Here is a 24147-nt window from a genome sequence, read left to right as displayed (position 1 = left end):
ATTTCCGCAACAAACGAAATATCCGCATGCGCGGCATGACATAAACGCATGGGCCGTCGGCCTCAGCGGGCCGGCATCATGACCTGCTTGATCTCCTGGAACGCAGCCAGTCCGAACGGTCCGAGCTCGCGTCCGATGCTGCTGCGCTTGTAGCCGCCCCATGAAGTTTGCGGATAGATCAGTTGCGGCGTGTTGATCCACACGACGCCCGCCTCGAGCGCGTCGGCGACCCGCTTGCCGCGTGCCGCGTCGCGCGTGACGACGGTGGCGACGAGCCCGTATTCGGTATCGTTGGCGGCCGCAATCGCATCGTCCTCGGTGTCGAACGTGCGGACGCACAGCACCGGTCCGAAAATCTCGTCACGCCATAGCGCGCAGTCTGCCGGCACGTCGGCGAACAGCGCGGGCCGGATGAAATAGCCGGGGCCGTCGAGCGCGTTGCCGCCCGTCACGAGCCGTGCGCCGTCGGCCTGGCCTTGCGCGACGTGACGCTGCACGCGTTCGTATTGCGCGCGATTCGTCAGCGGCCCCATCTGCACGCCGGGCGCGAACGGCGGGCCGACGACGGTCGCGTCGATTCGCCGCGCGACGCGCGCGATCAGGTCGTCGGCGAGCGGGGCGGCGACGAGCACGCGCGAGGTCGCCGAACACATCTGCCCGGCGTTGAACAGGCCGCCGCCCGCGATGAGCTCGACCGCGTGATCGAGGTCGGCGTCGTCGAACACGACGATCGACGACTTGCCGCCGAGTTCGAGGCCGACACCCTTGATCGTGTCCGCGGCCGTCTTCATGACCTGGGCGCCGACCGCGGTGCTGCCGGTAAACGACACCTTCGCGACGAGCGGATGCGCGCACAGCCGGGCGCCGACGTCGTGGCCGGTGCCGGTCACGACGTTCAGCACGCCGGGCGGCAGGCCGGCTTCGGCCGCGATCGCGACGAGTTCGAGCTCGGGCAGCGGCGTGATCTCGGACGGCTTCAGCACGACGGTGCAGCCGGCCGCGAGCGCGGGCGCGAGCTTCCACGCGGTCGTCACCATCGGGAAATTCCACGGCACGATCAGCGCGGCGACGCCGGCCGGTTCGCGCCGGATCCACGCGCGATGGTCGTCGCCGGGCAGCGCGATCTCGGTTTCGCCGTCCGTGTCGAGGCGCTCCGCGAGGCTCGCGTAGTAGTCGAAGGTGGCGATCACGTCCGCGACGTCGATCCCGGCTTCGGCGAACGGCTTGCCGTTGTTGAGCGACTGCAGTGTGGCGAGCCGCGTGCGACGTGCGTCGACGCCGCGCGAAATCGCGCGGAGCAGGGCCGCGCGCGTGGCGCCCGTCGTGCGTTTCCAGCCGGGAAACGCACGCGATGCGGCTTGCACGGCGCGTTCGACGTCAGCCTCGCCGCCTGCGCTGACGTCGGCGAGGACGGCTTCCGTCGACGGATCGACGACGGGCAACGTCGCGCCGTCGAAGCTCGTGCGCCACATACCGTCGATGAAATGGCGCGTGTGCAGCGGTGGATCGAACGCGAGATCGGGTGCCGTGCTCATCGCTGCACCTGACCGAACCAGGTTGCCTCGTCGATTTCGATCACGGTCGGAATCGCGCGCGCCGCGGCGTCGCGCAGCGCGGCGGCCAGCGCACCGGGTGTCGCGGCCGCGTGCGCCGCGCAGCCGAAGCCGCGTGCGAGCGCCTGGAAATCGGGTGTATACGGATCGACGCCGACCGGCGTGATGTCGCGCGCAACCATGTACTTGCGGATCTCGCCATAGCCGCGGTTGTTCCAGACGATCACGATCACCGGCAGGCGGGCCTCGACCGCGCTCGCGAGCTCCGGCAACGTGAACTGCAGGCCGCCGTCGCCGATCAGGCACACGACCGGGCGCGCAGGCGCGGCAAGCTTTGCACCGATCGCGGCGGGCAGCCCGTAGCCGAGCGTGCCGTAGCCGGTCGACGAGTTGAACCAGCTGCGCGGCGCCGGCGCATCGTGGGTGAAATTGCCGACGTAGACGGGGCTCGTCGAATCGCCGGCGATGATCGCACCGGGCAGCGTTGCGACGATCGTGTCGATCAGCAGCGCCTGCGCGCGCGCGGCGCCGTCGTGGCCGGACGCGATCGCGGCGCGCACGGCCGCCACCCGCGGCGCGCCCCAGCCGGCCTCGGGTGTCGGTGCCGGCCGTTCATGCAGGCGGGTCGACAGCGCGCCGAGCGCCAGCCGCGAATCGCCGGCGATGGCGATCTCCGCGCGGGCGTTGCGCATCAGCTGTTGCGCATCGATGTCGATGCGGATCAGCCGGCCGTCGATCGCGAAGCCGCTGTCGAACGTGACGTCGTAATCGGTTTCGCCAAGCTCGGTGCCGACGGCGAGCACCACGTCGGCATCGCGGATCGCCGCCCGGGTGGCCGGCAGTGACTGCGTCGAGCCGATCAGCAACGGGTGGCCGGCAGGCAGCAGGCCCTTCGCGTTGATCGTCAGCGCGACAGGCGCGTGCAGGCGTTCGGCGAGTTCGCGCAACTCCGCGGCCGCGTGGATGGCGCCGCCGCCTGCGAGGATCAGCGGGCGGCGCGCGTGCGCGAGCAGGTCGGCGGCTGCCGCGAGCGCGTTCGCATCCGGCGCGGGGCGTGCGGGCGGCACGAGCGCGGCGGCGGACAGCGCGGGCGCCGGCATCACGATCACGTCGAGCGGAATCTCGATATGCACGGGCCGCGGCCGCGCGCTGGCGAAGACCGCGAATGCGCGTGCGAGGACCTGCGGCAGGTCGGCCGCGTCGAGCAGCGTGTGCGAGAACGCGGTGAGTCCCGCGAACACGTCGCGCTGCGACGGCAGCTCGTGCAGGCGCCCGTCGCCGCTGCCGAGCTCGCGTCGTGCATTGACGCTCGAGATCACCAGCATCGGGATCGAATCCGCGTAGGCCTGTGCCATCGCGGTCGCGATATTGGTCATGCCCGGCCCGGTGATGATGAAGCAGACGCCCGGCCGGCCCGTGACGCGTGCGTAGCCGTCGGCCATGAAGCCGGCCCCCTGCTCGTGGCGCGGCGTCACATGGCGGATCGACGATGCGGCGAGGCCGCGATAGAGCTCGACGGTATGCACGCCGGGAATGCCGAACACGCATTCGACACCCTGGCGTTCGAGGAGGTCGACGAGCGCTTCGCCACAGGTGCGGGGGCGCGCATGGAACGGTGCCGCCGTGGCCGCGCGGGCCTCGGCGATGCAGGAGACGTTGGCTGGATGGCTCATGGATCGTGATGTGCCGATTGGGAGGATGAGAGGCCCGTACCGAAAACGAGGGGGCATGAAGCGGATTGTCGGTGTCGATCCGCGGTGCCAACAATCGATTAGTTCTCATGCGGCGCATGAGCGTCGTGCATGGCGGAGTCGATTCTCGGCGCGGCGATTACCCGGTCGTCATGCCAGTCGGTCCGGCATTCCCATGTTCACGCGCCGAATCGCGGAATCCTCGTGATCGAATTCATGATTTGTCTAGTCATCCTTGAGATTGGATCGTCCCGTTTGCACCAAGTGCGTGCCTGAATTCACCGCGACGAGGCACGCCGGAGCCCTGAAATTAGGGGATTTCCCGCGTTTACCCGGTTTTTTTTGATCGATGCTTGTCTCGCCGTTTTTCTTCTTGCATGCTTGTATAGACAAATTCCTGAGGCGGCTTGCTGGCACCGAAGGGATGACGAACTTCAACGCAAGGAGAAATCTCGTGAACGGCAAGCGCATCAACTGGGCAATCAGGACGATCGGCATCATCGCGGCGGCGGCGGCAACGCTTGCCGCACCGGCGCAGGCAAAGGAATGGAAGACGGTGACGGTCGCGCTCGAAGGCGGCTATGCACCGTGGAACCTCACGCTGCCGGGCGGCAAGCTCGGCGGTTTCGAGCCGGAGCTGCTCGCCAACGTGTGCGAACGCATCAAGGTGCAGTGCAACATGGTGGCGCAGGATTGGGACGGCATGATTCCGGGCCTGCAGGCCGGCAAGTTCGATGTCCTGATGGATGCGATCTCGATCACGCCGGAGCGCGAGAAGATCCTGCTGTTCTCGCGCCCGTATGCGGCCACGCCGGCGACCTTCGCCGTCACCGATACGAAGATCCTGCCGAAGGCTGCGCCGGGCGCGCCGATCGTCAAGCTGACCGGCGACGCGAATGCCGACAAGCCGACCGTCGACACGCTGCGCAAGCAGCTGAAGGGCAAGACGATCGGCATCCAGTCGGGCACCGTCTATACGAAGTTCATCAACGACAGCTTCAAGGACATCGCGTCGATCCGCGTGTACAAGACCTCGCCGGAGCGCGATCTCGACCTCGTCGCGGGCCGCATCGACGCGTCGTTCGACGACGTCACGTACTACGCGGCGAACAACGCGAAGAAGGACAACGCATCGATCGTGCTCGCGGGCCCGAAGCTTGGCGGACCGATCTGGGGCCCGGGTGAAGGGCTGGCGTTCCGCAAGCAGGATGCCGACCTGAAGACGAAGTTCGATACGGCGATTGGCGCCGCGCTCGCGGACGGCACCGTGAAGAAACTGGCCGACAAGTGGTTCAAGACCGACGTCACGCCGTAAGCGCGTAACCGGCCGCCGCCGCGCAAGCGGCTCGCACGACGCGCGGCGGCACGCATCCTGCGGATTCATTCAACGCTTGCCGGGAGGCACGCATGGCGATTCTTGAAATGCTCGGCTTCGGAACCGAGGGCTGGGGCGGCGTGCTGTTGCTCGCGGCGCTGATGACGGTCGCGCTGACGCTCGCCGCGCTCGCGGTCGGCGCCGTGATCGGCGCGGCGATCGCGGCGGCGAAGCTGTCGCGCCACCGCGGTGCCCGCCTGCTCGGCGACCTGTACACGACGGTGTTTCGCGGCGTGCCCGAACTGCTCGTCATCTACCTGTTCTATTTCGGCGGCTCGACGCTCGTCACGACCGTCGGCCAGTGGTTCGGCGCGGAAGGCTTCATCGGCGTGCCGCCGTTCGTGATCGGCGCGCTCGCGGTGGGGATGATCTCCGGCGCGTACCAGGCCGAGGTGTATCGCGCGGCCGTGCTCGCGGTATCGAAGGGCGAGCTCGAGGCGGCGCGCTCGATCGGCATGCCGCGCAGCATGGTCCTGCGCCGCATCCTGGTCCCGCAGGTGCTGCGCTTCGCGCTGCCCGGCATCGGCAACGTATGGCAGCTGAGCCTGAAGGATTCGGCGCTGATCTCGGTCACCGGGCTCGCCGAGCTGCTGCGCACGAGCCAGATCGCGGCGAACTCGACGCATCAGTACTTCGTGTTCTTTGTCGCGGGCGGCGCGCTCTACCTGGTCATGACGGGCCTGTCGAACCGCGTGTTCAACCGGGCCGAGGCGATCGTCGGCCGCTCGTTCCGCCGCAATTTCGCGCGCAACTGACGGAGAGCACGCATGTCATTCGATTTCGACTTCCTCCTCGACACGCTGCGCCAGCTGCTCGCGGCCGTGCCGACCACGCTGGGCCTGTTCTTCGCGTCGCTCGCGCTCGGCGGCCTGCTGTCGCTCGTGATCGTCACGATGCGCGTGTCGCCGCACTGGCTGCCGAACCGTTGCGCGCGTGCCTACATCCTCGTGTTTCGCGGCTCGCCGCTGCTGATCCAGATGTTTCTCGTGTACTACGGGCTCGGCCAGTTCGGCGTGATCCGCGAAAGCTTCATGTGGCCGCTGCTGCGCGAGCCGTACGTCTGTGCGGTGCTGTCGCTCGCGCTGTGCACGGCCGGCTACACGGCCGAGATCGTGCGTGGCGGGCTGATGGCCGTGCCGGTCGGGCAGATCGAGGCCGGTTATTCGATCGGCCTGTCGGGCTTCGCGCTGCTGCGCCGCGTGATCGGCCCGATCGCATTGCGCCAGTGCCTGCCCGCGTATTCGACCGAAGCCGTGCTGCTGGTCAAGTCGACCGCGCTCGCCAGCCTCGTGACCGTGTGGGAGGTGACGGGCGTCGCGCAGCAGATCATCCAGCAGACCTACCGCACGACCGAGGTGTTCGTGTGCGCGGCCCTCATTTATCTCGGCCTGAACTTCATCGTCGTGCGCCTGCTCGGCGCGCTCGAATGGCGGCTTTCCGGCCACCTGCGTGCGCCCAAGCCATCCGGTGCACCCGCCGCGGCGACACGCAATTCCCGGCGCGTGGCGTCCTGAGCGTCCCCGTCCTTTCCAGGAGAATCCGATGAACACCGCTGCTCCCGTTGCGCTGTCGGTCAAGAACATCCACAAGTCGTTCGGCGATCACCACGTGCTGAAGGGCATCTCGCTCGACGCGCACGAGGGCGACGTCATTTCGATCCTCGGCGCGAGCGGCTCGGGCAAGAGCACCTTTCTGCGCTGCCTGAACCTGCTCGAAACGCCCGACGACGGCTCCGTCGCGCTGGCCGGCGAGGAACTGAAGATGAAGCGCGCGCGCGACGGCAAGCTGCAGCCGGGCGACCGGCGGCAGGTCGATCGCATCCGCTCGCAGCTCGGGATGGTGTTCCAGAACTTCAACCTGTGGTCGCACATGACCGTGCTGGACAATCTCGTCGAAGGGCCGCTGCGCGTGCTGAAGCGCAGCCGCGCGGAAGCGGTCGAGGAAGCCGAGGCGCTGCTCGCGCGCGTCGGCCTCGCGGACAAGCGCGGCTACTATCCGGCGCACCTGTCGGGCGGCCAGCAGCAGCGCGTCGCGATCGCCCGCGCGCTCGCGATGCATCCGAAGGTGATGCTGTTCGACGAACCGACGTCGGCGCTCGACCCGGAGCTGGTCGGCGAAGTGCTGCGCGTGATGCGCTCGCTCGCGGAGGAAGGGCGCACCATGCTGGTCGTCACGCACGAAATGGGCTTCGCGCGGCACGTGTCGAATCGCGTGATGTTCCTGCATCAGGGCGAGGTCGATTCGGACGGGCCGCCCGACGCGCTGTTCGGCGGCCAGTGTTCCGAGCGCTTCCGCCAGTTCGTGTCGAGCCATCACGGCCGCGCCGCGAACTGAGGACGTCATGACCGTATTCCGTTCTGCACGGCCGCTCGACTGGCGGCAGATTGCGGCCGTCGCGGCCGGCGAACCGCTGGGGTTGACCGACGCCGCGCGCGGTCGGATCGCCGCGGCGCGCGGGCTCGTCGACGAGATCGTCGAGCGCGGGATTCGCGCCTATGGCGTCAATACCGGCGTCGGTGCGCTGTGCGACGTGATCGTGTCGCCGGCGCAGCAGAGCACGCTGTCGCGCAACATCCTGATGAGCCACGCGGTCGGCGTGGGCATGCCGCTCGGCGCGGCGGAAACGCGCGCGATCATCGCGGCCGCGATCAACAACTTTGCGCACGGGCATTCGGGCGTGCATGCCGATGTCGTCGAACAGCTCGTCGCGCTGCTCGAACACGATTGCCTGCCGGAGGTGCCGGCGCACGGTTCGGTCGGCTACCTGACCCACATGGCGCACGTCGCGCTCGTGTGCATCGGGCACGGTCATGCGCGCCATCGCGGCGAGCGCGTGCGCGGCGACGAGGCACTGCGCCGCATTGGCCGCGAACCGCTCGCGCTCGGTGCGAAGGAAGGCTTGAGCCTGGTCAACGGCACGCCGTGCGTCACGGGGCTCGCCGCGCTCGCGCTGGCGCGCGCGGAGCGGCTGCTCGACTGGGCCGACTGGATCGCGGCAGCGAGCTTCGAGAATCTGGGCGGGCAGCTCGCCGCGTTCGACCCGGCGTCGCTCGCGCTGCGGATCTCGCCCGGCATCGCGCATGTCGGCGCGCGCCTGCGGGCGATGCTCGCCGGCAGCCCGATGCTCGCCGCGGCGAGCGGGCGGCATACGCAGGATCCGCTCAGCCTGCGCACGATCCCGCACGTGCACGGCGCGGCGCGCGACGTGTTCGCGGTGACGGCGGAAGTCGTCGACCGCGAACTCGCGTCCGTCACCGACAATCCGATCGTCGCCGGTACGCGCGACGCACCGGTCGTGCATTCGCAGGCGCATGCGGTCGGCGCGGGCATCGCGCTGGCGATGGACAGCCTCGCGGCCGCGATGGCGCAGGTGGCGGCGATCGCCGAGCGGCGTCTGGACCGTCTCGTCAATCCGCTGGTGAGCGGGCTGCCGGCGTTTCTCGCGGCGCCCGGCGGCACGTGTTCGGGGTTCATGATCGCGCAGTACACGGCGGTCGCGCTGGTCGCGCAGAATCAGCGGCTCGCGGCGCCGGCGAGCCTCGACGGCGGCATTACGTCGGGGCTGCAGGAAGATCACCTGTGTCACGCGACGCCTGCCGCGCTGAAGGCGCTCGACATCATCGAGAATACGACGCGCGTGCTCGCGATCGAGCTGCTGGCCGCGGCGCAGGCGTACGATTTGCAGGCGCGCGAAGCGGAGCGGGCGGGGCGGGCCGCGTCGACCGATGCGCTGTGGCGACAGGTGCGCGAACGCGTGCCGCCGTATCACGACGACCGGCCGCTTGCCGACGACATCGCGATCGCGGCCGGGATCGTCGCGGGCGAGCCACCGTCCGTGCTGTAGCGGCGCATCCAACCTTCATTCGGTCGAGGGCGCATGAACGAAACGGAACGATACACACCGGCGCGTCGGGCAGGCACATCGGGCGACGCCGTGCCGGCACGCGCGCTGCCGGCGTACCAGCAGATCAAGCGCTACGTCGTCGAGCGGATCGCGAAGGGCGACTGGAAGCCAGGCGGCGCGATTCCGACCGAGGCCGAGCTGGTCAAGGAATTCGGCGTGGCCCGGATGACGGTGTCGCGTGCGCTGCGCGAGCTGACGGCCGAGCGCGTGCTGACGCGCATCCAGGGCGCCGGCACGTTCGTCGAGCGCCGCCATTACGAATCGACGGTGCTCGAAATCCGCAACATCGCGGACGAGATCGCGGAGCGCGGCCATCGGCACAGTGCACGCGTGCTGCTGATCGAGCGCAGCGTCGACCCGGAAGCGATCGATGCGCTCGGGCTGCGTGCCGGGCCCGTGTTTCATTCACGCATCGTGCATTACGAGGAAGACGAGCCGATCCAGTTCGAGGATCGCTACGTCAACCCGGCCTTGTTTCCCGACTACCTGGAGCAGGATTTCACGATCGAGACGCCGAATCACTACATGGTGCGATTGGCGCCGATCCAGCGCGCGGAGTTTCGCATCTACGCGGAGAAGCCGAATGCGCAGGTGCGTCGGCATCTCGTGATGGAGATCGGCGAACCGTGTCTGGTGTTGAGGCGCCGCACGTGGGTCGGCGAGCACGTCGCCACGTCCGTCAGGCTGTGGCATCCGGCGTCGCGGTTTCATCTGGCCGGGAAGATGTAGGACCTGCGTTGAGCCGCCGGTTCTCGCCGAGGAGGTGCTTCAGTACGCGGACCTGACGCGATGCCAGGCCCGCGTGCTGCTGCTTCCTTCGGTAATGCGTCTGTCCGGATTTCCGCGGTTGCCGAACCGGATCAGCCACCGGCATGCCCGGCTCGCCCGGCGAGCGAGCCCGCTGCGGTTAGTGCAGTTCGCCGAAGCGCGGATCGATATACGCGTCGACGTCCTGCGACTGCTTGTACACGGCGTTACGCACGTTGAACGCATTCGCGTTGCGCGTCGAGCCATAGATCGAGTCGAGCCCGTCGCCCTTGCGGAACGCACGCTGCGCGGCAGCCGCGTCGAGGAGGTGCGTGCCCTTCAGCAGCGGAAGGTACTGCTCCGGCGCGAGCCCGACGCGCGCGGACATGATCCTGACCGCGTCGGCCTGCGTCTTCGGGTCGTTGATGTAAGCGACGCAGCGATACCAGACCTTGACGACCTTCGCCCAGTCGGCCCGGCGCGCGGCGAGGCTCGCCGGCGCGACCGTGATCGCATCGTAGATCAGCCCCGGCGCATCCGCCGACGTGAAGATCGCCCGTGCGCCCGGTGCGCGCTTCAACGCCTCGCCCGCGTTCGGCTGCCAGGCGGCCACCGCGGCGATGTCGGACGACGAACCGAGCACCTGCGGCAGTTCGTTGGTTTTCGCATTCACGAGCGTGACGTCGCTGTTCTTGAGCCCGTGCTTCCGGAGCGCGGTTTCGAGCAGCAGGTGATCGACCAGGCCGAGTTCGACGCCGACCTTCTTGCCCTTCAGCGCCTCGACGGTGCGCAGCGGCGGCTTCGCGACGATCATGTCGTTGCCGGCCGAATAGTCGGTCAGCAGGATCATGACGTTCTTCGCGCCGGCCGCGCCGGTGACGAGCGCATCGCCGTTGGTCGCCGCGACCGCGTCGAGCTTGCCTGCGGAAAACGCGTCGAGCGATGCCGAATAATCGAACCATTCGAAATCGACGTCGACGCCGGCTTCCTTGAACCAGCCCTTGTCGAGCGCGACCTGGAACGCGACCCAGCCCGGCCAGTCGCTGTAACCGATCTTCAGTGGCGCGGCCGCCTGCGCGGCGGGCGCCGCCAACAGCGCGGCCGCCGTGACGGCGGCCCCCAATGCGTGACGGACGGAACGGAGGGACGGCAGGCGGCGGAACGCCAGGGCGGGACGGGTCATCGTTGTTCTCCAGGAGACCGGGATCGGGATCGTCGATTCGGACCGTGCCTGTGCGCGGTCCGGCCGCGTGGCCGGTTCCTGCGGATGCGGAACGTACGAAGCGGCCACGGAGAGGCGCGACGGCCGTTGCCATCGCCAATCTCCCGGGCTTTTGTCCCGCCGTGTAGCACGCGTGCATCCGGTCTCGCGATCGGACGCACCCGCGCCGGGCTGCTCTCGGACCAGACGTTCGATGAACCGGAACCCTAGCACCCCTAAGATGCGACGCCGCCGCACCTCTCGGTGTCATGCCGAGCGAGAAGCGTGCCAATGGCGTGCGGCAATGCGATTCAACGGCGGCGTGCGGCGCGCTGAAGTTCGATGAAGCGGGCAGAGAACAGCGCGCTCAATGCACGCCGGAGCAGGTCGAGCTTGTTCATGAAGGGTGGGGTATCGAGTGACGGTGCATCCGTCCAGCAATGCCCATGCCATCGCGGATCGTGCGGTGCGCGTGCGTGCGATGCGCACTGCGCCGGTGCGCGATCGCGTGCGCATGGTGCGTCGCACGCCCGCTGCGAGGGCAGGCGTCTGCCGCCGATTCGTGGATGCCGCGCCGTCATCGAGCCGCCGTGCCGCGTCGTGCGGTCTTTGCGCGGCGGCTGGCACGCAACTCGCTTAATCGACGCTCGAGAGGTGCGAAGCAATTTGCATCATCTTCAGGATCGCTAGGGTTCCGGTCGTGCGGCGTTCGCGCCGCGCGATGACTGGTCCGAGAGCAATCCGGTCTTGCCTTCGCCTCGATTCGAGGAAACGGCGAGGCTCCACGGAGGGATAAAAGCCCGGGAGGTCGCGATGTCGTTCGGTCGCCCTCTCACGCCTTTTGTCCAACCGACCACGGAGCCGCCATGTCGCCGAGCCCCCAAGCCGTCCCCGTCCTTGTTCCGCCGCCACACGCCGTGTGGGAAACGCTGATTCCCGCAGGAACCCACTGGTCCGGCATCCTGCGCCGCGGTCTCGCGCTGCGCATCGTCGATGTCGACGGCGGCGCGAACCTGTCCGCCGTCTTTCATCGCCAGGAAGATCCGCTCGAACGCTACAACATGGCCGATACGCTGAAGGCGCAGCACACCGCGCATCTCACGCGCGGCCATGCGCTGTACACCGACATGGGGCGCGTGATCGCGTCGATCACGGCCGACACGCTCGGCTGGCACGACCCGCTCGGCGGCGTCGGCGATGCGCGGTTGTTCGCGCACAAGTACGGCACCACGTCGTACCAGGCCGATCGCAACGCGATGATCCGCAACGGCCGCGACAGCCTCGTGCTCGAGCTCGCGAAATACGGCCTGTCGGCGCGCGATCTCGCCGCGAACGTCAACTTCTTCAGCCGGCTCGACGCGCGCGACGACGGCGCGCTCGATTTCGTCGCCGGACATTCGCCGGCCGGCAGCGCGCTCGACCTGCGCTTCGAGATGAACACGCTCGCGGCGTTCTCGACCGCGCCGCATCCGCTCGATCCGCGTGCGGACTACGCACCGAAGCCCGTGAGGCTGATCGCGTACCGCGCGTATCCGGCGGACGGCGCCGCGCCCGAGGACGACCCGTGCCGGCGCGCGTGCGCCGAGAACACGCGCGGCTTCGCCAACACCGACCGTCTGTTCGCGTAAGGAGCCGGACCATGCCGATCATCGAAAGCCGTCTCGACCCGCGCGACGCGATCCACGACACCACGCTGAAAGCGGGCGAACCGTGGCTGCACGACCTGAAGCGCGGACAGGTCTTCCGCATCCTCGACCTAGAGGGCAACCAGGCCGTCGACACGTTGTTCTACCGGTCCGACGACACCGAGGAGCGCTACAGCGCGCAGGACACGATTCGCGCGCAGCGCAACCTGTACCTGAGCGCGGGCAGCGTGCTGCTGTCCAGCCGGGGCAACCCGATGGTGACGATCGTCGCGGACACCTGCGGCCGCCACGACACGCTCGGTGGCGCATGCGCGGCCGAGAGCAATACCGTGCGCTATGCGCTCGACAAGCGCTACATGCACAACTGCCGCGACAGCTTCCTCAACGCGATCGCGCACTGCACGTGCGGCGCGGGTGCGCGGCTCGGCAAGCGCGACCTCGTCGGCAACGTCAACTTCTTCATGAACGTGCCCGTCACGCCGCTCGGCGGGCTCACGTTCGAGGACGGCATTTCCGCGCCCGGCAAGTACGTCGAGATGCGGGCGGAGATGGACGTCACGGTGCTGATCTCGAACTGCCCGCAACTCAACAATCCGTGCAACGGCTACAACCCGACGCCCGTGCGCCTCACGGTTTGGGAGGCTGAATGAACTACCCCCACGCTCACTATCGTTCGCTGCCCCCCAAGGGGGCGGTTGCCTCCCTTGGGGCGGCCCGGCGGGAGGCAACATGAGATTCGCCAAGGTCCTCGTCGCGAACCGCGGCGAAATCGCGTGCCGTGTGATCCGCACGCTGAAGCGGCTCGGCATCGCGTCGGTCGCGATCCATTCGGATGCCGATCGCGACGCGCGTCACGTGGCGCTCGCCGACGAAGCCGTGCGTGTCGGGCCCGCGCCGGCGGCCGACAGCTACCTGAACGTCGCGGCGATCCTCGCCGCCGCGCGCGAGACCGGCGCGCAGGCCGTGCATCCCGGCTACGGTTTCCTGTCCGAGCATGCCGGTTTCGCCGATGCATGCGAAGCGGCGGGACTGCGTTTCATCGGGCCGCGCGGCGATCACATGCGCGCGTTCGGCCTCAAGCACACCGCGCGCGCGCTCGCCGCCGCGCAGGGCGTCGCGCTGCTGCCGGGCACGGGCCTGCTCGACGACGTGGCGATGGCGCTTGCCGAAGCCGGCGCAATCGGTTATCCGGTGATGCTGAAAAGCACCGCCGGCGGCGGCGGGATCGGCATGTCGCTGTGCCGCGATGCCGCGCAGCTCGAGGCGGCCTTCGAATCCGTCGTGCGGCTCGGCAACGCGAACTTCGCGCATGCGGGCGTCTATCTCGAGAAGTTCGTCGAACACGCGCGGCACATCGAAGTGCAGATCTTCGGCGACGGCCGGGGCGGTGCGATCGCGCTCGGCGAACGCGACTGCTCCGTGCAGCGCCGCAACCAGAAGGTGATCGAGGAGACGCCCGCGCCGGACCTGAGCGGCGCCGAGCGCGACGCGCTGCACGCGAGCGCGGTGCGGCTCGCCCGCGCGGTCGGCTACGCGTCGGCCGGCACGGTCGAATTCGTGTTCGACACGCACGCGCGGCGGTTCTATTTCCTCGAGGTGAATACGCGCCTGCAGGTCGAACATTGCGTGACCGAAGCGGTGACGGGTGTCGATCTCGTGGAATGGATGATCCTGCAGGCCGAAGGCGACCTGCCGCCGCTCGACACGCTCGCCGTTGCGCCGCGCGGCGCGAGCATCCAGGTGCGGCTCTATGCGGAGGATCCGCACAAGCAGTTCCTGCCGAGCGCGGGCCTGCTCACGCACGTCGCGTTTCCGGACCACGTGCGTGTCGACGGCTGGATCGACGCGGGCACCGAGATCAGCGCGCATTACGATCCGTTGCTCGCGAAGCTGATCGTGCGCGGCGATACGCGGCGCGACGCGCTGGCCGCATTGCAGGCCGCGCTGGCGCATACCGAACTGTACGGGATCGAGACCAACCTCGACTACCTGCGTGCCGTGGTCGGCTCGGATACGTTCGCGCGCGGCGCGCCGACGACGGCATTCCTGTCGCGCTTCGCGTTCGCGCCGGACACGATCGACGTGCTCGACGGCGGCGTGCAGACCACCGTGCAGCAGGCCCCCGGGCGCGTCGGCTACTGGAGCGTCGGCGTGCCGCCGTCCGGGCCGATGGACGATCGCGCGTTCGACCTCGCGAACGCGCTGCTAGGCAACGCGCGCGACGCGGCCGGGCTGGAATTCACGATGGTCGGCGCGACGCTGCGCTTCAACACGGCGACGCTGTTCGTGCTCGGCGGCGCGCCGCTCGCGGCCACGCTCGACGGCGCGCCCGCGCCGTTCTGGCAGGTGCTGCGCGCACGGCCGGGCACGGTGCTGAAGCTCGGCGGCGTGACGGGCGCGGGTGTGCGCGCATGCCTGGCCGTGAAAGGCGGGCTGCAGGTGCCCGACTATCTCGGCAGCAAGGCGACCTTCACGCTCGGCCAGTTCGGCGGCCACGCGGGGCGCGCGCTGCGCAAGGGCGACGTGCTGCATCTGCACGCCGACGCGGGGCGTGGCGACCCGGGCGCGACGCTGGCCGCGGCCGACATCCCCGCGCTGACGCATGCGTGGACGCTCGGCGTGCTCGACGGTCCGCACGGCGCGCCGGATTTCTTCACGCCCGACGACATCGCGATGCTCTACGGCACGCAGTGGACAGTCCATTACAACTCCAGCCGCACCGGCGTGCGGCTGATCGGCCCGAAGCCGCAATGGGCGCGCGTGGACGGCGGCGAGGCAGGCCTGCATCCGTCGAACATCCACGACAACGCGTATGCGATCGGTGCGGTCGATTTCACCGGCGACATGCCGGTGATCCTGGGCCCCGACGGTCCGAGCCTCGGCGGCTTCGTCTGCCCGGTGACGGTCGTGCGCGACGAGTGGTGGAAGCTCGGGCAACTGCGCCCGGGCGATACCGTGCAGTTCGTGCGCGCCCGCGTGTCGCCCGCGCATGCCGCCGCCGCGGGCGTGCCGGCGGCGCCTGCCGCCGCACCGGACGATTGCGTGCTGCATCGCGACCCGTCGGCCGGCGGCGGCATCGGCGTGGTCTACCGGCGCTCGGGCGATCGCAACGTGCTGGTCGAATACGGGCCGCTCGTGCTCGACCTCAACCTGCGCTTTCGCGTGCACGCGCTGATGTGCTGGCTCGACGCGCACCGGCTGCCCGGCATGCTCGACCTGACGCCGGGGATTCGCTCGCTGCAGGTGCAGTTCGACGCGCGGACGCTGCCGCTTGCCGCGTTGCTCGCGCATCTGCAGGCCGCGGAGCGCGAACTGCCCGACGTGGCCGACATGCGCGTGCCGAACCGCATCGTGCATCTGCCGCTGTCGTGGGACGACCCGTCGACGCGCATCGCGATCGAGCGCTACATGCAGTCGGTGCGGCCCGACGCGCCGTGGTGCCCGAGCAATATCGAGTTCATCCGGCGCATCAACGGCCTGGCGGGCATCGACGACGTCAAGCGCATCGTGTTCGACGCGCGCTATCTGGTGATGGGACTCGGCGACGTCTACCTCGGTGCGCCGGTCGCGACGCCGATCGATCCGCGGCACCGGCTCGTCACGACGAAGTACAACCCCGCGCGCACCTGGACGCCGGAGAACGCGGTCGGCATCGGCGGCGCGTATCTGTGCGTGTACGGGATGGAAGGGCCCGGCGGCTACCAGTTCGTCGGCCGTACCGTGCAGATGTGGAACCGCCACCGCACCACGCGCGAATTCGAGGCCGGCAAGCCCTGGCTGCTGCGCTTCTTCGACGAGATCCGTTTTTACGAAGTCAGCGAGGCCGAGCTGACCGCGCTGCGCGCGGATTTCATCGCGGGCCGTGCTGCGCTGAAGATCGAGGAATCCGTGTTCGATCTGGGTGCCTACAACCGCTTCCTGCGCGACGAGGCGGATTCGATCGCGACGTTCAAGGCCGCGCAGCAAACCGCGTTCGAAGCCGAGCGCGAGCGATGGCGGACGGCCGGGCAGGCGGAATACGTCGGTGAAGCGGAGCAGGGCGACGCGCCGGCGGCACCGGCAGCGGGTGCGCTCGACGACACGCGGCGGGCGATTGCCGCGGACGTGTCGGGCAGCGTGTGGAAGGTGCTGGTCGAAGCCGGCGAGCGCGTGACCGAGGGGCAGGTCGTCGCGATCGTCGAGTCGATGAAGATGGAGGTGGCTGTGACGGCAACGGAAGACGGCACGATCGAGACGATCGATTGCGCGCAGGGCGCGGCGGTGGTGGCCGGCCAGCGGCTGATGGTGATGAAGGCCGGCGCTGCCGAGGAGGTCGCATGAGCACGACGGAACGCTCGATCCTGCCCGGGCTGCGCTCGCTTGCCGCGCTGCGCGCGCGCTATGAAGCGGGCGACCTGACGCCGCATGCGCTCGTCGACGCGATCGCCGCGCATGTCGACGCGGGCGACCCGCATCATGCGTGGATCCGGCCACTGACGCGCACGGAGATGACGCGGTATGCCGACGCGCTCGCCGGGCGCGACATCGCGTCGTTGCCGCTCTACGGCGTGCCGTTCGCGATCAAGGACAACATCGACCTCGCCGGCATCCCGACGACGGCGGCCTGCCCGGCCTATGCGTATACGCCGGGACGCAGCGCGCCCGTCGTCGAGCGGCTGATCGCGGCCGGCGCGATTCCCGTCGGCAAGACCAATCTCGACCAGTTCGCGACCGGGCTCTCGGGACAGCGCTCGCCTTACGGCGCGTGCCGCAATGCGCTCGATCCGCGCTATGCGTCGGGCGGGTCGAGTTCCGGGTCGGCGGTGGCGGTCGCGCTCGGCGTTGCAACGTTCTCGCTCGGCACCGACACGGCCGGTTCCGGGCGCGTGCCGGCCGCGTTCCACGGGCTCGTCGGGCTCAAGCCGACGCGGGGCGTGCTGAGCACGCTCGGCGTGGTGCCGGCCTGCCGGTCGCTCGATTGCGTGTCGGTGTTCGCGCACTCGCCGGCGGATGCACGGGCGGTGTTCGACGTCGCGCATGGCGTGACCGAAGGCGACCCGTACGGGCGCGCATGGCAGCCGCTGCCGGGCGCGGACGGCCTGCGCGCGCATCCGGTGCGGCCGCTCGGGCAGTTGCGGTTCGGCGCGCCGCGTGCCGATCAGCTCGAATTCTTCGGCGACGAATCGTATCGCGCGGCATGGAGCGCGGCGCTCGAACGCCTGCGCGCGACCGGCGCGCGGGTCGTCGAGATCGATTTCAGTCCGCTCCTGGCCGCCGCGCGGCTGCTGTACGAAGGCCCGTGGGTGGCCGAGCGGCTCGCCGCGATCGGCGCATTCGCCGCGCGGGAACCCGATGCGCTGCATCCGGTGATCCGCGAGATCGTCGGCGGTGCGTCGCGCTTCAGCGCGGTCGACGCGTTCGCGGCATTCGACCGGCTCGCGACGCTGCGCGTCGAGGCGGACCGCGCATGGGGCGGGCTCGATGCGCTCGTGATGCCGACCTCGGCGACGACGGCGACCGTCGACGCGCTCGAAGCCGACCCGATCGGCGTCAACTCACGCTTCGGCTACTACACGAATTTCGTCAACCTGCTCGACCTGTCGGCGATCGCGGTGCCTGCCGGCCTATGCGAAACCGGGCGGCATGCGGGCTTGCCGTTCGGGATCACGTTCGTCGGCCGCGCGCACGACGATGCGCGGCTGCTGGATCTCGCACAGGCGTGGGCCGACGGCACCGTCGCCGCGAGCGATGCGGCTGCGGGTGACGCCGGGTCACCTGCACCGGCCGCACCTGCGCCCGATGCGTCGCCCGGCGTGTCGTCCGGCGTCGTGCGCGTGGCCGTCGTCGGCGCGCATCTGCGTGGCGAGCCGTTGAACGGGCAGCTCACGCAGCGGGGCGCGCGTTTCGTCGTCGCGACGACGACGGCGGCCGCCTATCGCCTCTACGCGCTGTCCGCGGCGGCATGCGGCGGCGTCGCCAAGCCGGGCCTCGTGCGCGTGCCGGACGGCGGCGCGCCGATCGCGGTCGAGATCTGGGAGATGCCGGTCGATACCTACGGCAGCTTCGTCGCCGGGATTGCGGCGCCGCTCGGCATCGGCACGCTGACGCTCGCGGACGGCTCGCGGGTGCAGGGTTTCCTGTGTGAAGGCGCGGCGCTCGCCGATGCGCAGGACATCACGCGCTTCGGCGGCTGGCGGGCTTACCGCGCACAGGCCGCCCGCGGCGCATTGCAATGAACGCCCGGTCGCGCGTTGCCCCGGCATCCGCGCGACCGGCACCCGAAACGATACGGAGATTCCCATGTCAATGACCCGCAACACGACCGGATGGCTGGCCGTGCGCCGCGAACTGACGGCGCGCGGCAAGTGGACGCTCGGCCTGGCGTCCTTCCTGCTGCCGTTCGCCGTCTGGTGCCTGATCAGCTATGTGCCGTTCGTCTGGCATCCGCAAATGCGCATCACGAATCCGGGGAGCGTCGACTATTTCCAGACCGGCATGCAGATCGACCGCGACGTGTTCGACGACGAGCTCGCGCAGGCGCGTGCGACGCACGCGGCCGTGCCCGAAGGCGTGCGCGCGAACCCGGTGTACCTGCCCGCGCCGCACCAGGTGCTGCGCGCGTTCCACACGGCGTTCACGACGCCGCCCGCATCGCGCGACGGCGTGTGGCTGCACGAGAGCCTGTGGCACAGCATCCGGATCATCTTCTGGGGCTTCGTGATCTCGTCCGTGATCGGCGTGCCGCTCGGCATCGTCTGCGGCACCTTCAGTGCGCTCGCGCGGCTGCAGGAGCCGTTCCTGGAGTTCTTCCGCTACCTGCCGGCGCCGGCGTTCGGCGCGCTGATGGTCGCGATTCTCGGCATCTACGACGCGCCGAAGATCGCGATCATCGTGATCGGCACGCTGTTCCAGCAGGTGCTGATCATCGCGAACACGACGCGCAAGCTCGAATACGGGCTGTTCGAGGCCGCGATGACGCTCGGCACGAAGAAGCTGAAGCTGCTTACGCACGTCGTGATTCCCGGCGTGCTGCCGGACCTGTATCGCGACCAGCGGATCCTGCTTGGCTGGGCATGGACCTATCTGATCGTCGCCGAACTCGTCGGCACGAGCTCGGGCATCACGTGGTACATCAGCCAGCAGGCACGCTACCAGCATTTCGACAACGTCTACGCGGCGATCCTGATGATCGGGATCATCGGCCTCGGCACCGACATCGCGCTCGGACTGCTCGGCCGCAAGCTGTTTCCGTGGGATCGCACGCTGAAAGCGTGACGCCCGTTGACGCGCGTCCATCGACCGATTTCCGTAGAGGGCATCATGCAGAATCCGCAAGCCGTTCCCGATTACCTGATTCAATCCGACGCGGTGCGCGAGCGCTTCGTGCGACTGAAATCCCGCGACGTGATACTCGACGTGCGCCATGTCGGCAAGCGTTTCGCGACGCCGCAGGGCGAGTGCGTCGCGCTCGATGACATCAGTTTCCGTACCCACCGGCGCGAGTTCGTGTGCGTGATCGGACCGTCCGGCTGCGGCAAGTCGACGCTGATTCGCATCCTGGCGGGGCTCGAGGCGCAGACGAGCGGCGAGGTGCTGCTGGACGGCAAGCCCGTGCAGGGGCCGGGCGCCGATCGCGGGATGGTGTTCCAGGGCTATACGCTGTTTCCGTGGCTCACCGTGAAGAAGAACGTGATGTTCGGTCTGCGGATGAACGGCAGCAGCAGCGGCGAAGCCGAGCGCGAGGCGCTGCAATGGCTCGATCTGGTCGGGCTGACGCGTTTCGCCGACGCGTATCCGCATCAGTTGTCGGGCGGCATGAAGCAGCGCGTGGCGATCGCCCGCGCGCTCGCGAACCGTCCGCGCATCCTGCTGATGGACGAGCCGTTCGGCGCACTCGACGCGCAGACGCGTGCGCGGATGCAGGCACACCTGCTCGACATCTGGCGCAATATCGACGTGACGATCCTGTTCATCACGCACGATCTCGACGAGGCGATTTTCCTGGCGGACCGGATTCTCGTGCTGAAGGCGAACCCGGGGGGCGTGCAGGAACTGATCGAGGTGCCGGTGGCGCGGCCGCGGGATGTCTCGCAGGTCAACACGCCCGAATTCATTGCGACGAAGGCGCGGCTCGAAGCGCTGATCCATCCGAAGGAGGAGGCGGCGGCGGACGACGACGGTGTCAAGCCGCACATGATCCGGATGACGGATGTGTCGGACAACGTCGAGTAGCGGGAGGGCCAGCCGCGCGGATGTGCCCGTGATCTCGTACCGCGGGCCCTCGGTACGGTTGCCGGGAGATCACGCCCCTTTATCGCCCGCCAATTTGAATCCTCGGCTGCGTTGGAGGGGGACAACGTGGCGCGGTCGTGCCGTGCGCCCCGTGGGTCGCGGGTGCGCACCGCGGTTTCCCCGAGTACCGCATCGTTTGCCGTTGAACCAGCGATTCCTTCGCTTGCCGGCCTGATTCCCCGCGGAGAGTGGCGCATAATGTTTCGAGGTCGACCCTTGGCGGGAAGAGGGTTTTATGCGCTGCACACTATGCGGATCCGAGAATCCTCCCGGTGCGAGGTTCTGCCAGGAATGCCAGGCCGTGCTGGCCCGCACATGTCCGCATTGCGGGCATGACGCAGAGCCGGCGGCCCGCTTCTGCAGCAACTGCGGGGCGTTGCTCGCGGCACCTGCCGCTGCGCCGTCAAGTTCCCGACCGTCGGCTCAGGCACCGTCGCCCACCCCGATTCATTACACGCCCGATCATCTCGCCGAGCGGATCCGTGCCGAACATGCGGCCATGGAAGCGCGCGGCGAGCCGGCCGGCGAGCGCAAGACCGTGACCGCGCTGTTTGCCGACATGGCAGGTTCGACCGCGTTGATCCACGATCTCGATCCCGAAGTAGCGCATCGCCTGATCGTGCCCGTGGTCGAGCTGATGATGGAAGCGGTCCATTACTACGAGGGTTACGTCGCAAAATCGCTCGGCGACGGCATCCTCGCGCTGTTCGGCGCACCGATCGCCCACGAAGACCATGCGCAGCGCGCGCTCTTCGCTGCATTGCGCATGCAGCAGGCGATGCGGCAGCACGGCGACCGCATTCGTCTGCAGGAAGGCATTCCGCTGCAGATTCGCGTCGGCGTTCATACCGGCGAGGTCGTCGTCCGTTCGATCCGCACCGACGACTTGCACACCGAATACGATCCGCTCGGGCATACGATCCACATCGCGTCGCGGATCGAGGGCATCGCCGCGCCGACGTCGATTCTCGTCAGCGAGTCCACCCACAAGCTGGCCGAAGGCTATTTCGAGTTCAAGGCGCTGGGGGCGACCCAACTCAAGGGAATTCCCGCGCCGCTGTGCGTATACGAGGTGCTTGGCCTGGGTGCGTTGCGCACGCGCCTGCAGCTGGCGGCGCACCGCGGTCTCGCGCGGTTCGTCGGCCGCGAAACGGAAATGGAACACCTGAACCGGGCCCTGGAGACCATGAGGTCCGGGCACGGGCGCGTGGTCGGTGTCGTGGGGGAGGCCGGCGTCGGAAAGTCTCGCCTGTTCCACGAGTTCAAGGAGCGTTCGCGGCGTGGCGCACTGGTGCTGGAGACGTTTTCGGTATCGCACGGCAAGGCGTTTCCCAATTTGCCGCTCATCGAACTCCTGAAGAACTATTTCCAGATCACGGCGCAGGACGACGAGCGGCGCTGCCGGGAAAAGGTCATCGGCAAGGCGCTCGCGCTCGAGCGCAGTTTCGAGGATCTCGTGCCGTACGTCCTCTATCTGCTTGGAATCGGCGAAGGCGGGGCGGTACTCGTCGAGATGGATCCGCAGATCCGGCGCGACCGCACCTTCGACGCGATCAGGCAGCTTCTCGTGCGAGAGAGCCGGAATCAGCCGGTCCATTTGCTGTTCGAGGATCTGCAATGGCTGGACCGTGAGACGGAAGCCTTTCTCGCCTACTTGATCGACCACGTGCCGGACGCACGCATCCTGCTTCTGGTGAACTACCGGCCGGAGTATCAGCCTGCGTGGGCCGGCGCGGCGCATTGCAGCAGAATCCGGCTCGAACCGCTTGGGCCCTCCGATGCGCAAGGACTGCTCACCGCGCTGCTCGGCGAGGATCGCACGCTCGCGCCCCTCAAGCAGCTGATTCTGGAGAAGACGGAGGGCAACCCGTTCTTCATGGAGGAAGTGGTCCAGACGCTCGTCGAGGAGAAGTCGCTGCTCGGCGATGCCGGGCGCTACCGGATCGTGGAGACCCCGGCCACGCTGCACATTCCGACGACCGTGCAGGGCGTGCTGGCGGCTCGAATCGACCGGCTTCCGATCGACGAAAAGGAACTGCTGCAGGCGCTCGCGGTGATCGGCCACGAGTTCCCGTTCAGCCTGATCCGGCGAATTTGCAGCGAGGCGCCGGCGCGGGACGACGAGTTGCGTCGCCTGCTCGCCCATCTGGAGGCCGCGGAGTTCATCTACGAGCGACCTGCCTTTCCCGAGGTCAATTATTCGTTCAAACACGCGCTGACCCAGGAAGTGGCCGGGCGTTCGTTGCTCATGGAGCGGCGCACCACGCTGCACGAGCGCACTGCGCAGGCGATCGAGATGCTGTTCCCGACGCGCATCGCCGATTACTGCAGCGAACTGGCGCACCACTACAGTCAGAGCGGCAACATTCCCAAGGCGGTCGAATACCTGCATCGCGCGGCGCAGCAGGCCTTGCGCCATGCCGCCCATCCCGATGCGATGAATCACCTCGGCGCGGCGCTTGCGCTGCTGAAGCGCTTGCCGGATACACCCATGAAAGCGCATTGGGAACTGACGCTGCTGCTTTCCCTCGGGCCGGTCCTGATGGATGTCCGCGGGTATGGCTCGACCGAGGTGGGCGCGACCTATCGGCGCGCGCTCGAATTGTGCGAGCGGACGGGTGAGGCATCGCAACGCTTTGCGACGCAGCTGGGATTGCGGATACACCATGTGGTGCGCGGCGAGATTGCAATCGCGACCGATCTGAGCAAGCAGATGCTCGATACGGCCCGGGATGCGAATGACCCGGGTTTGCTCGTGGAGGCATATGGCGCACTGGGCGCGTGCCTGTTTCTGGGGGGCGATTTCGGCGCCGCTCGCGCAAACCTGGAAGAGGCGCTTGCGATCTACGATCCGAAGCAGCATCAGGCGCACGTCTTCGCGCACGGGGTGGATCCTGGCATTCGGGCGCTCAATTACCTCGTATTGACCTTGTGGTTTCAGGGATATCCGGAACAAGCGCTCAAACGCAGCGCGGAAGCGCTCGCGCTTGCCCAGGACTTGGCGTATGGGCCATCTCTCGCGTTCAGTCTTACCTACGCGGCCCACCTGCATCAACTGCGCAGGGAGCCGATGCGGGCCGGCGAACGCGCGGATGCGGTCATTGCCGTATCGACCGAGCACGGACTGCCTTACTGGCTCGCGTGGGGGACGCTTCTGCGCGGCTGGGCGACGAGCGAGCAAGGCAACATCCAGGACGGCATCGCGCAGATGCGGCAGGGCCTCGACGCCCAGCGGGCAGCGGGCGGCGAGGATTTGCGACCGTATTCGCTCGCGCTGCTCGCCGGCAGTTACCGGCGCGCGGGTGACACGCGGGCGGCGCGAGACAGGCTGGCAGAGGCCACGGCGATCGTCGAGCAATCCGGTGAGCATTGCTACGAGGCCGAGCTGTGCCGGCTCGCGGGCATCTGCTCGGCCGCAGGGGCGAGCCGGGACGGCACGGCGCCTGCAGGCGATGACGAAGCCGCGGCCTGTTTTCACCGGGCGATCGCGTGCGCGCGCCGGCAGGGTGCCAGGGCACTGGAGTTGCGGGCAGCGTCGGATCTTGCGCGGCTATTGCAACGGCAGGGGAAGACCGCGGAGGCAAGGCAAGCGCTGTCCGAGGTGGTCGCCTGCTTCACGGAAGGCTTCGACACGCGCGACCTGCGAGAGGCGAAAGCGCTGCTGGATGCATTGGACGCGCGCACCGGATGAATGGAACGACGGCGCACGGCGACGGTTCGCGCGACGACGTGCGTTCGATGACCTGCCGCTGCTCCGCA

16 protein-coding genes and 2 riboswitches are annotated in these 24147 nt (G+C 68.5%); of the genes, 13 read left to right on the top strand and 3 right to left on the bottom strand.

The window, feature by feature from the left end; all coding sequences use genetic code 11:
* Positions 1 to 62 precede the first annotated feature (62 nt).
* Together DIE22_RS30880 and DIE22_RS30875 are read right to left on the bottom strand one after the other, a co-directional pair.
* Positions 63 to 1535, bottom strand: a complete 1473-nt coding sequence (locus DIE22_RS30880) for an aldehyde dehydrogenase family protein (protein WP_124501239.1) — start codon at positions 1533 to 1535, stop codon at positions 63 to 65.
* Positions 1532 to 3226, bottom strand: a complete 1695-nt coding sequence (locus DIE22_RS30875; RefSeq protein ID WP_124606806.1) for a 5-guanidino-2-oxopentanoate decarboxylase — start codon at positions 3224 to 3226, stop codon at positions 1532 to 1534. The genes DIE22_RS30880 and DIE22_RS30875 overlap by 4 nt, the downstream gene beginning before the upstream one ends.
* Positions 3227 to 3698: 472 nt before the next feature.
* On the opposite strand from DIE22_RS30875, the gene DIE22_RS30870 reads away from it, so the two are divergent.
* The 6 genes from DIE22_RS30870 (at position 3699) to hutC (ending at position 9252) form a co-directional block, all read left to right on the top strand.
* Positions 3699 to 4559: a transporter substrate-binding domain-containing protein gene (locus DIE22_RS30870; protein WP_124606805.1), complete on the top strand. Its 861-nt coding sequence runs from the start codon at positions 3699 to 3701 to the stop codon at positions 4557 to 4559.
* Between the two features lie 92 nt (positions 4560 to 4651).
* Positions 4652 to 5374 (top strand): ABC transporter permease, encoded by a 723-nt coding sequence (locus DIE22_RS30865; protein ID WP_124501237.1) that lies wholly within the window; start codon positions 4652 to 4654, stop codon positions 5372 to 5374.
* A 12-nt stretch (positions 5375 to 5386) separates the two neighbouring features.
* Positions 5387 to 6133: an ABC transporter permease gene (locus tag DIE22_RS30860; RefSeq protein ID WP_124606804.1), complete on the top strand. Its 747-nt coding sequence runs from the start codon at positions 5387 to 5389 to the stop codon at positions 6131 to 6133.
* Positions 6134 to 6161: 28 nt separating this feature from the next.
* Positions 6162 to 6953 carry an ABC transporter ATP-binding protein gene (locus tag DIE22_RS30855; RefSeq protein WP_124606803.1) on the top strand — a complete coding sequence of 264 codons (792 nt, stop codon included), beginning with the start codon at positions 6162 to 6164 and terminating at the stop codon, positions 6951 to 6953.
* A gap of 7 nt (positions 6954 to 6960) precedes the next feature.
* Positions 6961 to 8463, top strand: a complete 1503-nt coding sequence (gene hutH / locus DIE22_RS30850; protein WP_124606802.1) for a histidine ammonia-lyase — start codon at positions 6961 to 6963, stop codon at positions 8461 to 8463.
* A gap of 33 nt (positions 8464 to 8496) precedes the next feature.
* On the top strand, positions 8497 to 9252 hold the full coding sequence (gene hutC, locus DIE22_RS30845; RefSeq protein WP_124606801.1) for a histidine utilization repressor: 756 nt from the start codon (positions 8497 to 8499) through the stop codon (positions 9250 to 9252).
* Positions 9253 to 9430: 178 nt separating this feature from the next.
* Here the strand turns inward: hutC and DIE22_RS30840 are convergent, their stop codons facing one another.
* Positions 9431 to 10453 (bottom strand): ABC transporter substrate-binding protein, encoded by a 1023-nt coding sequence (locus DIE22_RS30840; RefSeq protein ID WP_124606800.1) that lies wholly within the window; start codon positions 10451 to 10453, stop codon positions 9431 to 9433.
* 138 nt (positions 10454 to 10591) lie between these two features.
* Positions 10592 to 10713: riboswitch (guanidine-I (ykkC/yxkD leader) on the bottom strand.
* Positions 10714 to 11146: 433 nt separating this feature from the next.
* Positions 11147 to 11280, top strand: a riboswitch (guanidine-I (ykkC/yxkD leader).
* Positions 11281 to 11337: 57 nt separating this feature from the next.
* Between DIE22_RS30840 and DIE22_RS30830 the strand changes: the two genes are divergently transcribed.
* From DIE22_RS30830 to DIE22_RS30800, 7 genes are all read left to right on the top strand, one after another.
* The gene (locus DIE22_RS30830) at positions 11338 to 12099 is read left to right on the top strand and encodes an urea amidolyase associated protein UAAP1 (protein WP_124501232.1); all 762 of its coding nucleotides are present in this window, start codon (positions 11338 to 11340) and stop codon (positions 12097 to 12099) included.
* Between the two features lie 11 nt (positions 12100 to 12110).
* Positions 12111 to 12767: an urea amidolyase associated protein UAAP2 gene (locus DIE22_RS30825; RefSeq protein WP_124606799.1), complete on the top strand. Its 657-nt coding sequence runs from the start codon at positions 12111 to 12113 to the stop codon at positions 12765 to 12767.
* Between the two features lie 79 nt (positions 12768 to 12846).
* The gene (gene uca / locus DIE22_RS30820; RefSeq protein WP_124606798.1) at positions 12847 to 16437 is read left to right on the top strand and encodes an urea carboxylase; all 3591 of its coding nucleotides are present in this window, start codon (positions 12847 to 12849) and stop codon (positions 16435 to 16437) included.
* Positions 16434 to 18332: an allophanate hydrolase gene (gene atzF, locus DIE22_RS30815; protein ID WP_124606797.1), complete on the top strand. Its 1899-nt coding sequence runs from the start codon at positions 16434 to 16436 to the stop codon at positions 18330 to 18332. Before uca ends, atzF begins: the two co-directional genes overlap by 4 nt.
* A 64-nt stretch (positions 18333 to 18396) precedes the next feature.
* The gene (locus DIE22_RS30810) at positions 18397 to 19371 is read left to right on the top strand and encodes an ABC transporter permease (protein ID WP_124606796.1); all 975 of its coding nucleotides are present in this window, start codon (positions 18397 to 18399) and stop codon (positions 19369 to 19371) included.
* 45 nt (positions 19372 to 19416) lie between these two features.
* Positions 19417 to 20328: an ABC transporter ATP-binding protein gene (locus DIE22_RS30805; RefSeq protein ID WP_124606795.1), complete on the top strand. Its 912-nt coding sequence runs from the start codon at positions 19417 to 19419 to the stop codon at positions 20326 to 20328.
* A gap of 295 nt (positions 20329 to 20623) precedes the next feature.
* Entirely contained in the window at positions 20624 to 24079 is a 3456-nt protein-coding gene (locus DIE22_RS30800) for an adenylate/guanylate cyclase domain-containing protein (protein WP_124606794.1), read from the top strand.
* Positions 24080 to 24147 lie beyond the last annotated feature (68 nt).

Origin of the sequence: Burkholderia sp. Bp9142 (genome assembly GCF_003853415.1) — a bacterium.
Classification (GTDB): Bacteria; Pseudomonadota; Gammaproteobacteria; order Burkholderiales; family Burkholderiaceae; genus Burkholderia.
Note: the sequence above shows the minus strand (reverse complement) of the source record. Positions and strands in the feature narration are given on the sequence as shown.

Coding starts and splice junctions, on each gene's coding strand:
- DIE22_RS30880 (WP_124501239.1), bottom strand. CDS start 1,535: ATGAGCACGGCACCCGATCTCGCGTTCGATCCACCGCTGCACACGCGC.
- DIE22_RS30875 (WP_124606806.1), bottom strand. CDS start 3,226: ATGAGCCATCCAGCCAACGTCTCCTGCATCGCCGAGGCCCGCGCGGCC.
- DIE22_RS30865 (WP_124501237.1), top strand. CDS start 4,652: ATGGCGATTCTTGAAATGCTCGGCTTCGGAACCGAGGGCTGGGGCGGC.
- DIE22_RS30860 (WP_124606804.1), top strand. CDS start 5,387: ATGTCATTCGATTTCGACTTCCTCCTCGACACGCTGCGCCAGCTGCTC.
- DIE22_RS30855 (WP_124606803.1), top strand. CDS start 6,162: ATGAACACCGCTGCTCCCGTTGCGCTGTCGGTCAAGAACATCCACAAG.
- hutH (WP_124606802.1), top strand. CDS start 6,961: ATGACCGTATTCCGTTCTGCACGGCCGCTCGACTGGCGGCAGATTGCG.
- hutC (WP_124606801.1), top strand. CDS start 8,497: ATGAACGAAACGGAACGATACACACCGGCGCGTCGGGCAGGCACATCG.
- DIE22_RS30840 (WP_124606800.1), bottom strand. CDS start 10,453: ATGACCCGTCCCGCCCTGGCGTTCCGCCGCCTGCCGTCCCTCCGTTCC.
- DIE22_RS30830 (WP_124501232.1), top strand. CDS start 11,338: ATGTCGCCGAGCCCCCAAGCCGTCCCCGTCCTTGTTCCGCCGCCACAC.
- DIE22_RS30825 (WP_124606799.1), top strand. CDS start 12,111: ATGCCGATCATCGAAAGCCGTCTCGACCCGCGCGACGCGATCCACGAC.
- uca (WP_124606798.1), top strand. CDS start 12,847: ATGAGATTCGCCAAGGTCCTCGTCGCGAACCGCGGCGAAATCGCGTGC.
- atzF (WP_124606797.1), top strand. CDS start 16,434: ATGAGCACGACGGAACGCTCGATCCTGCCCGGGCTGCGCTCGCTTGCC.
- DIE22_RS30810 (WP_124606796.1), top strand. CDS start 18,397: ATGTCAATGACCCGCAACACGACCGGATGGCTGGCCGTGCGCCGCGAA.
- DIE22_RS30805 (WP_124606795.1), top strand. CDS start 19,417: ATGCAGAATCCGCAAGCCGTTCCCGATTACCTGATTCAATCCGACGCG.
- DIE22_RS30800 (WP_124606794.1), top strand. CDS start 20,624: ATGCGCTGCACACTATGCGGATCCGAGAATCCTCCCGGTGCGAGGTTC.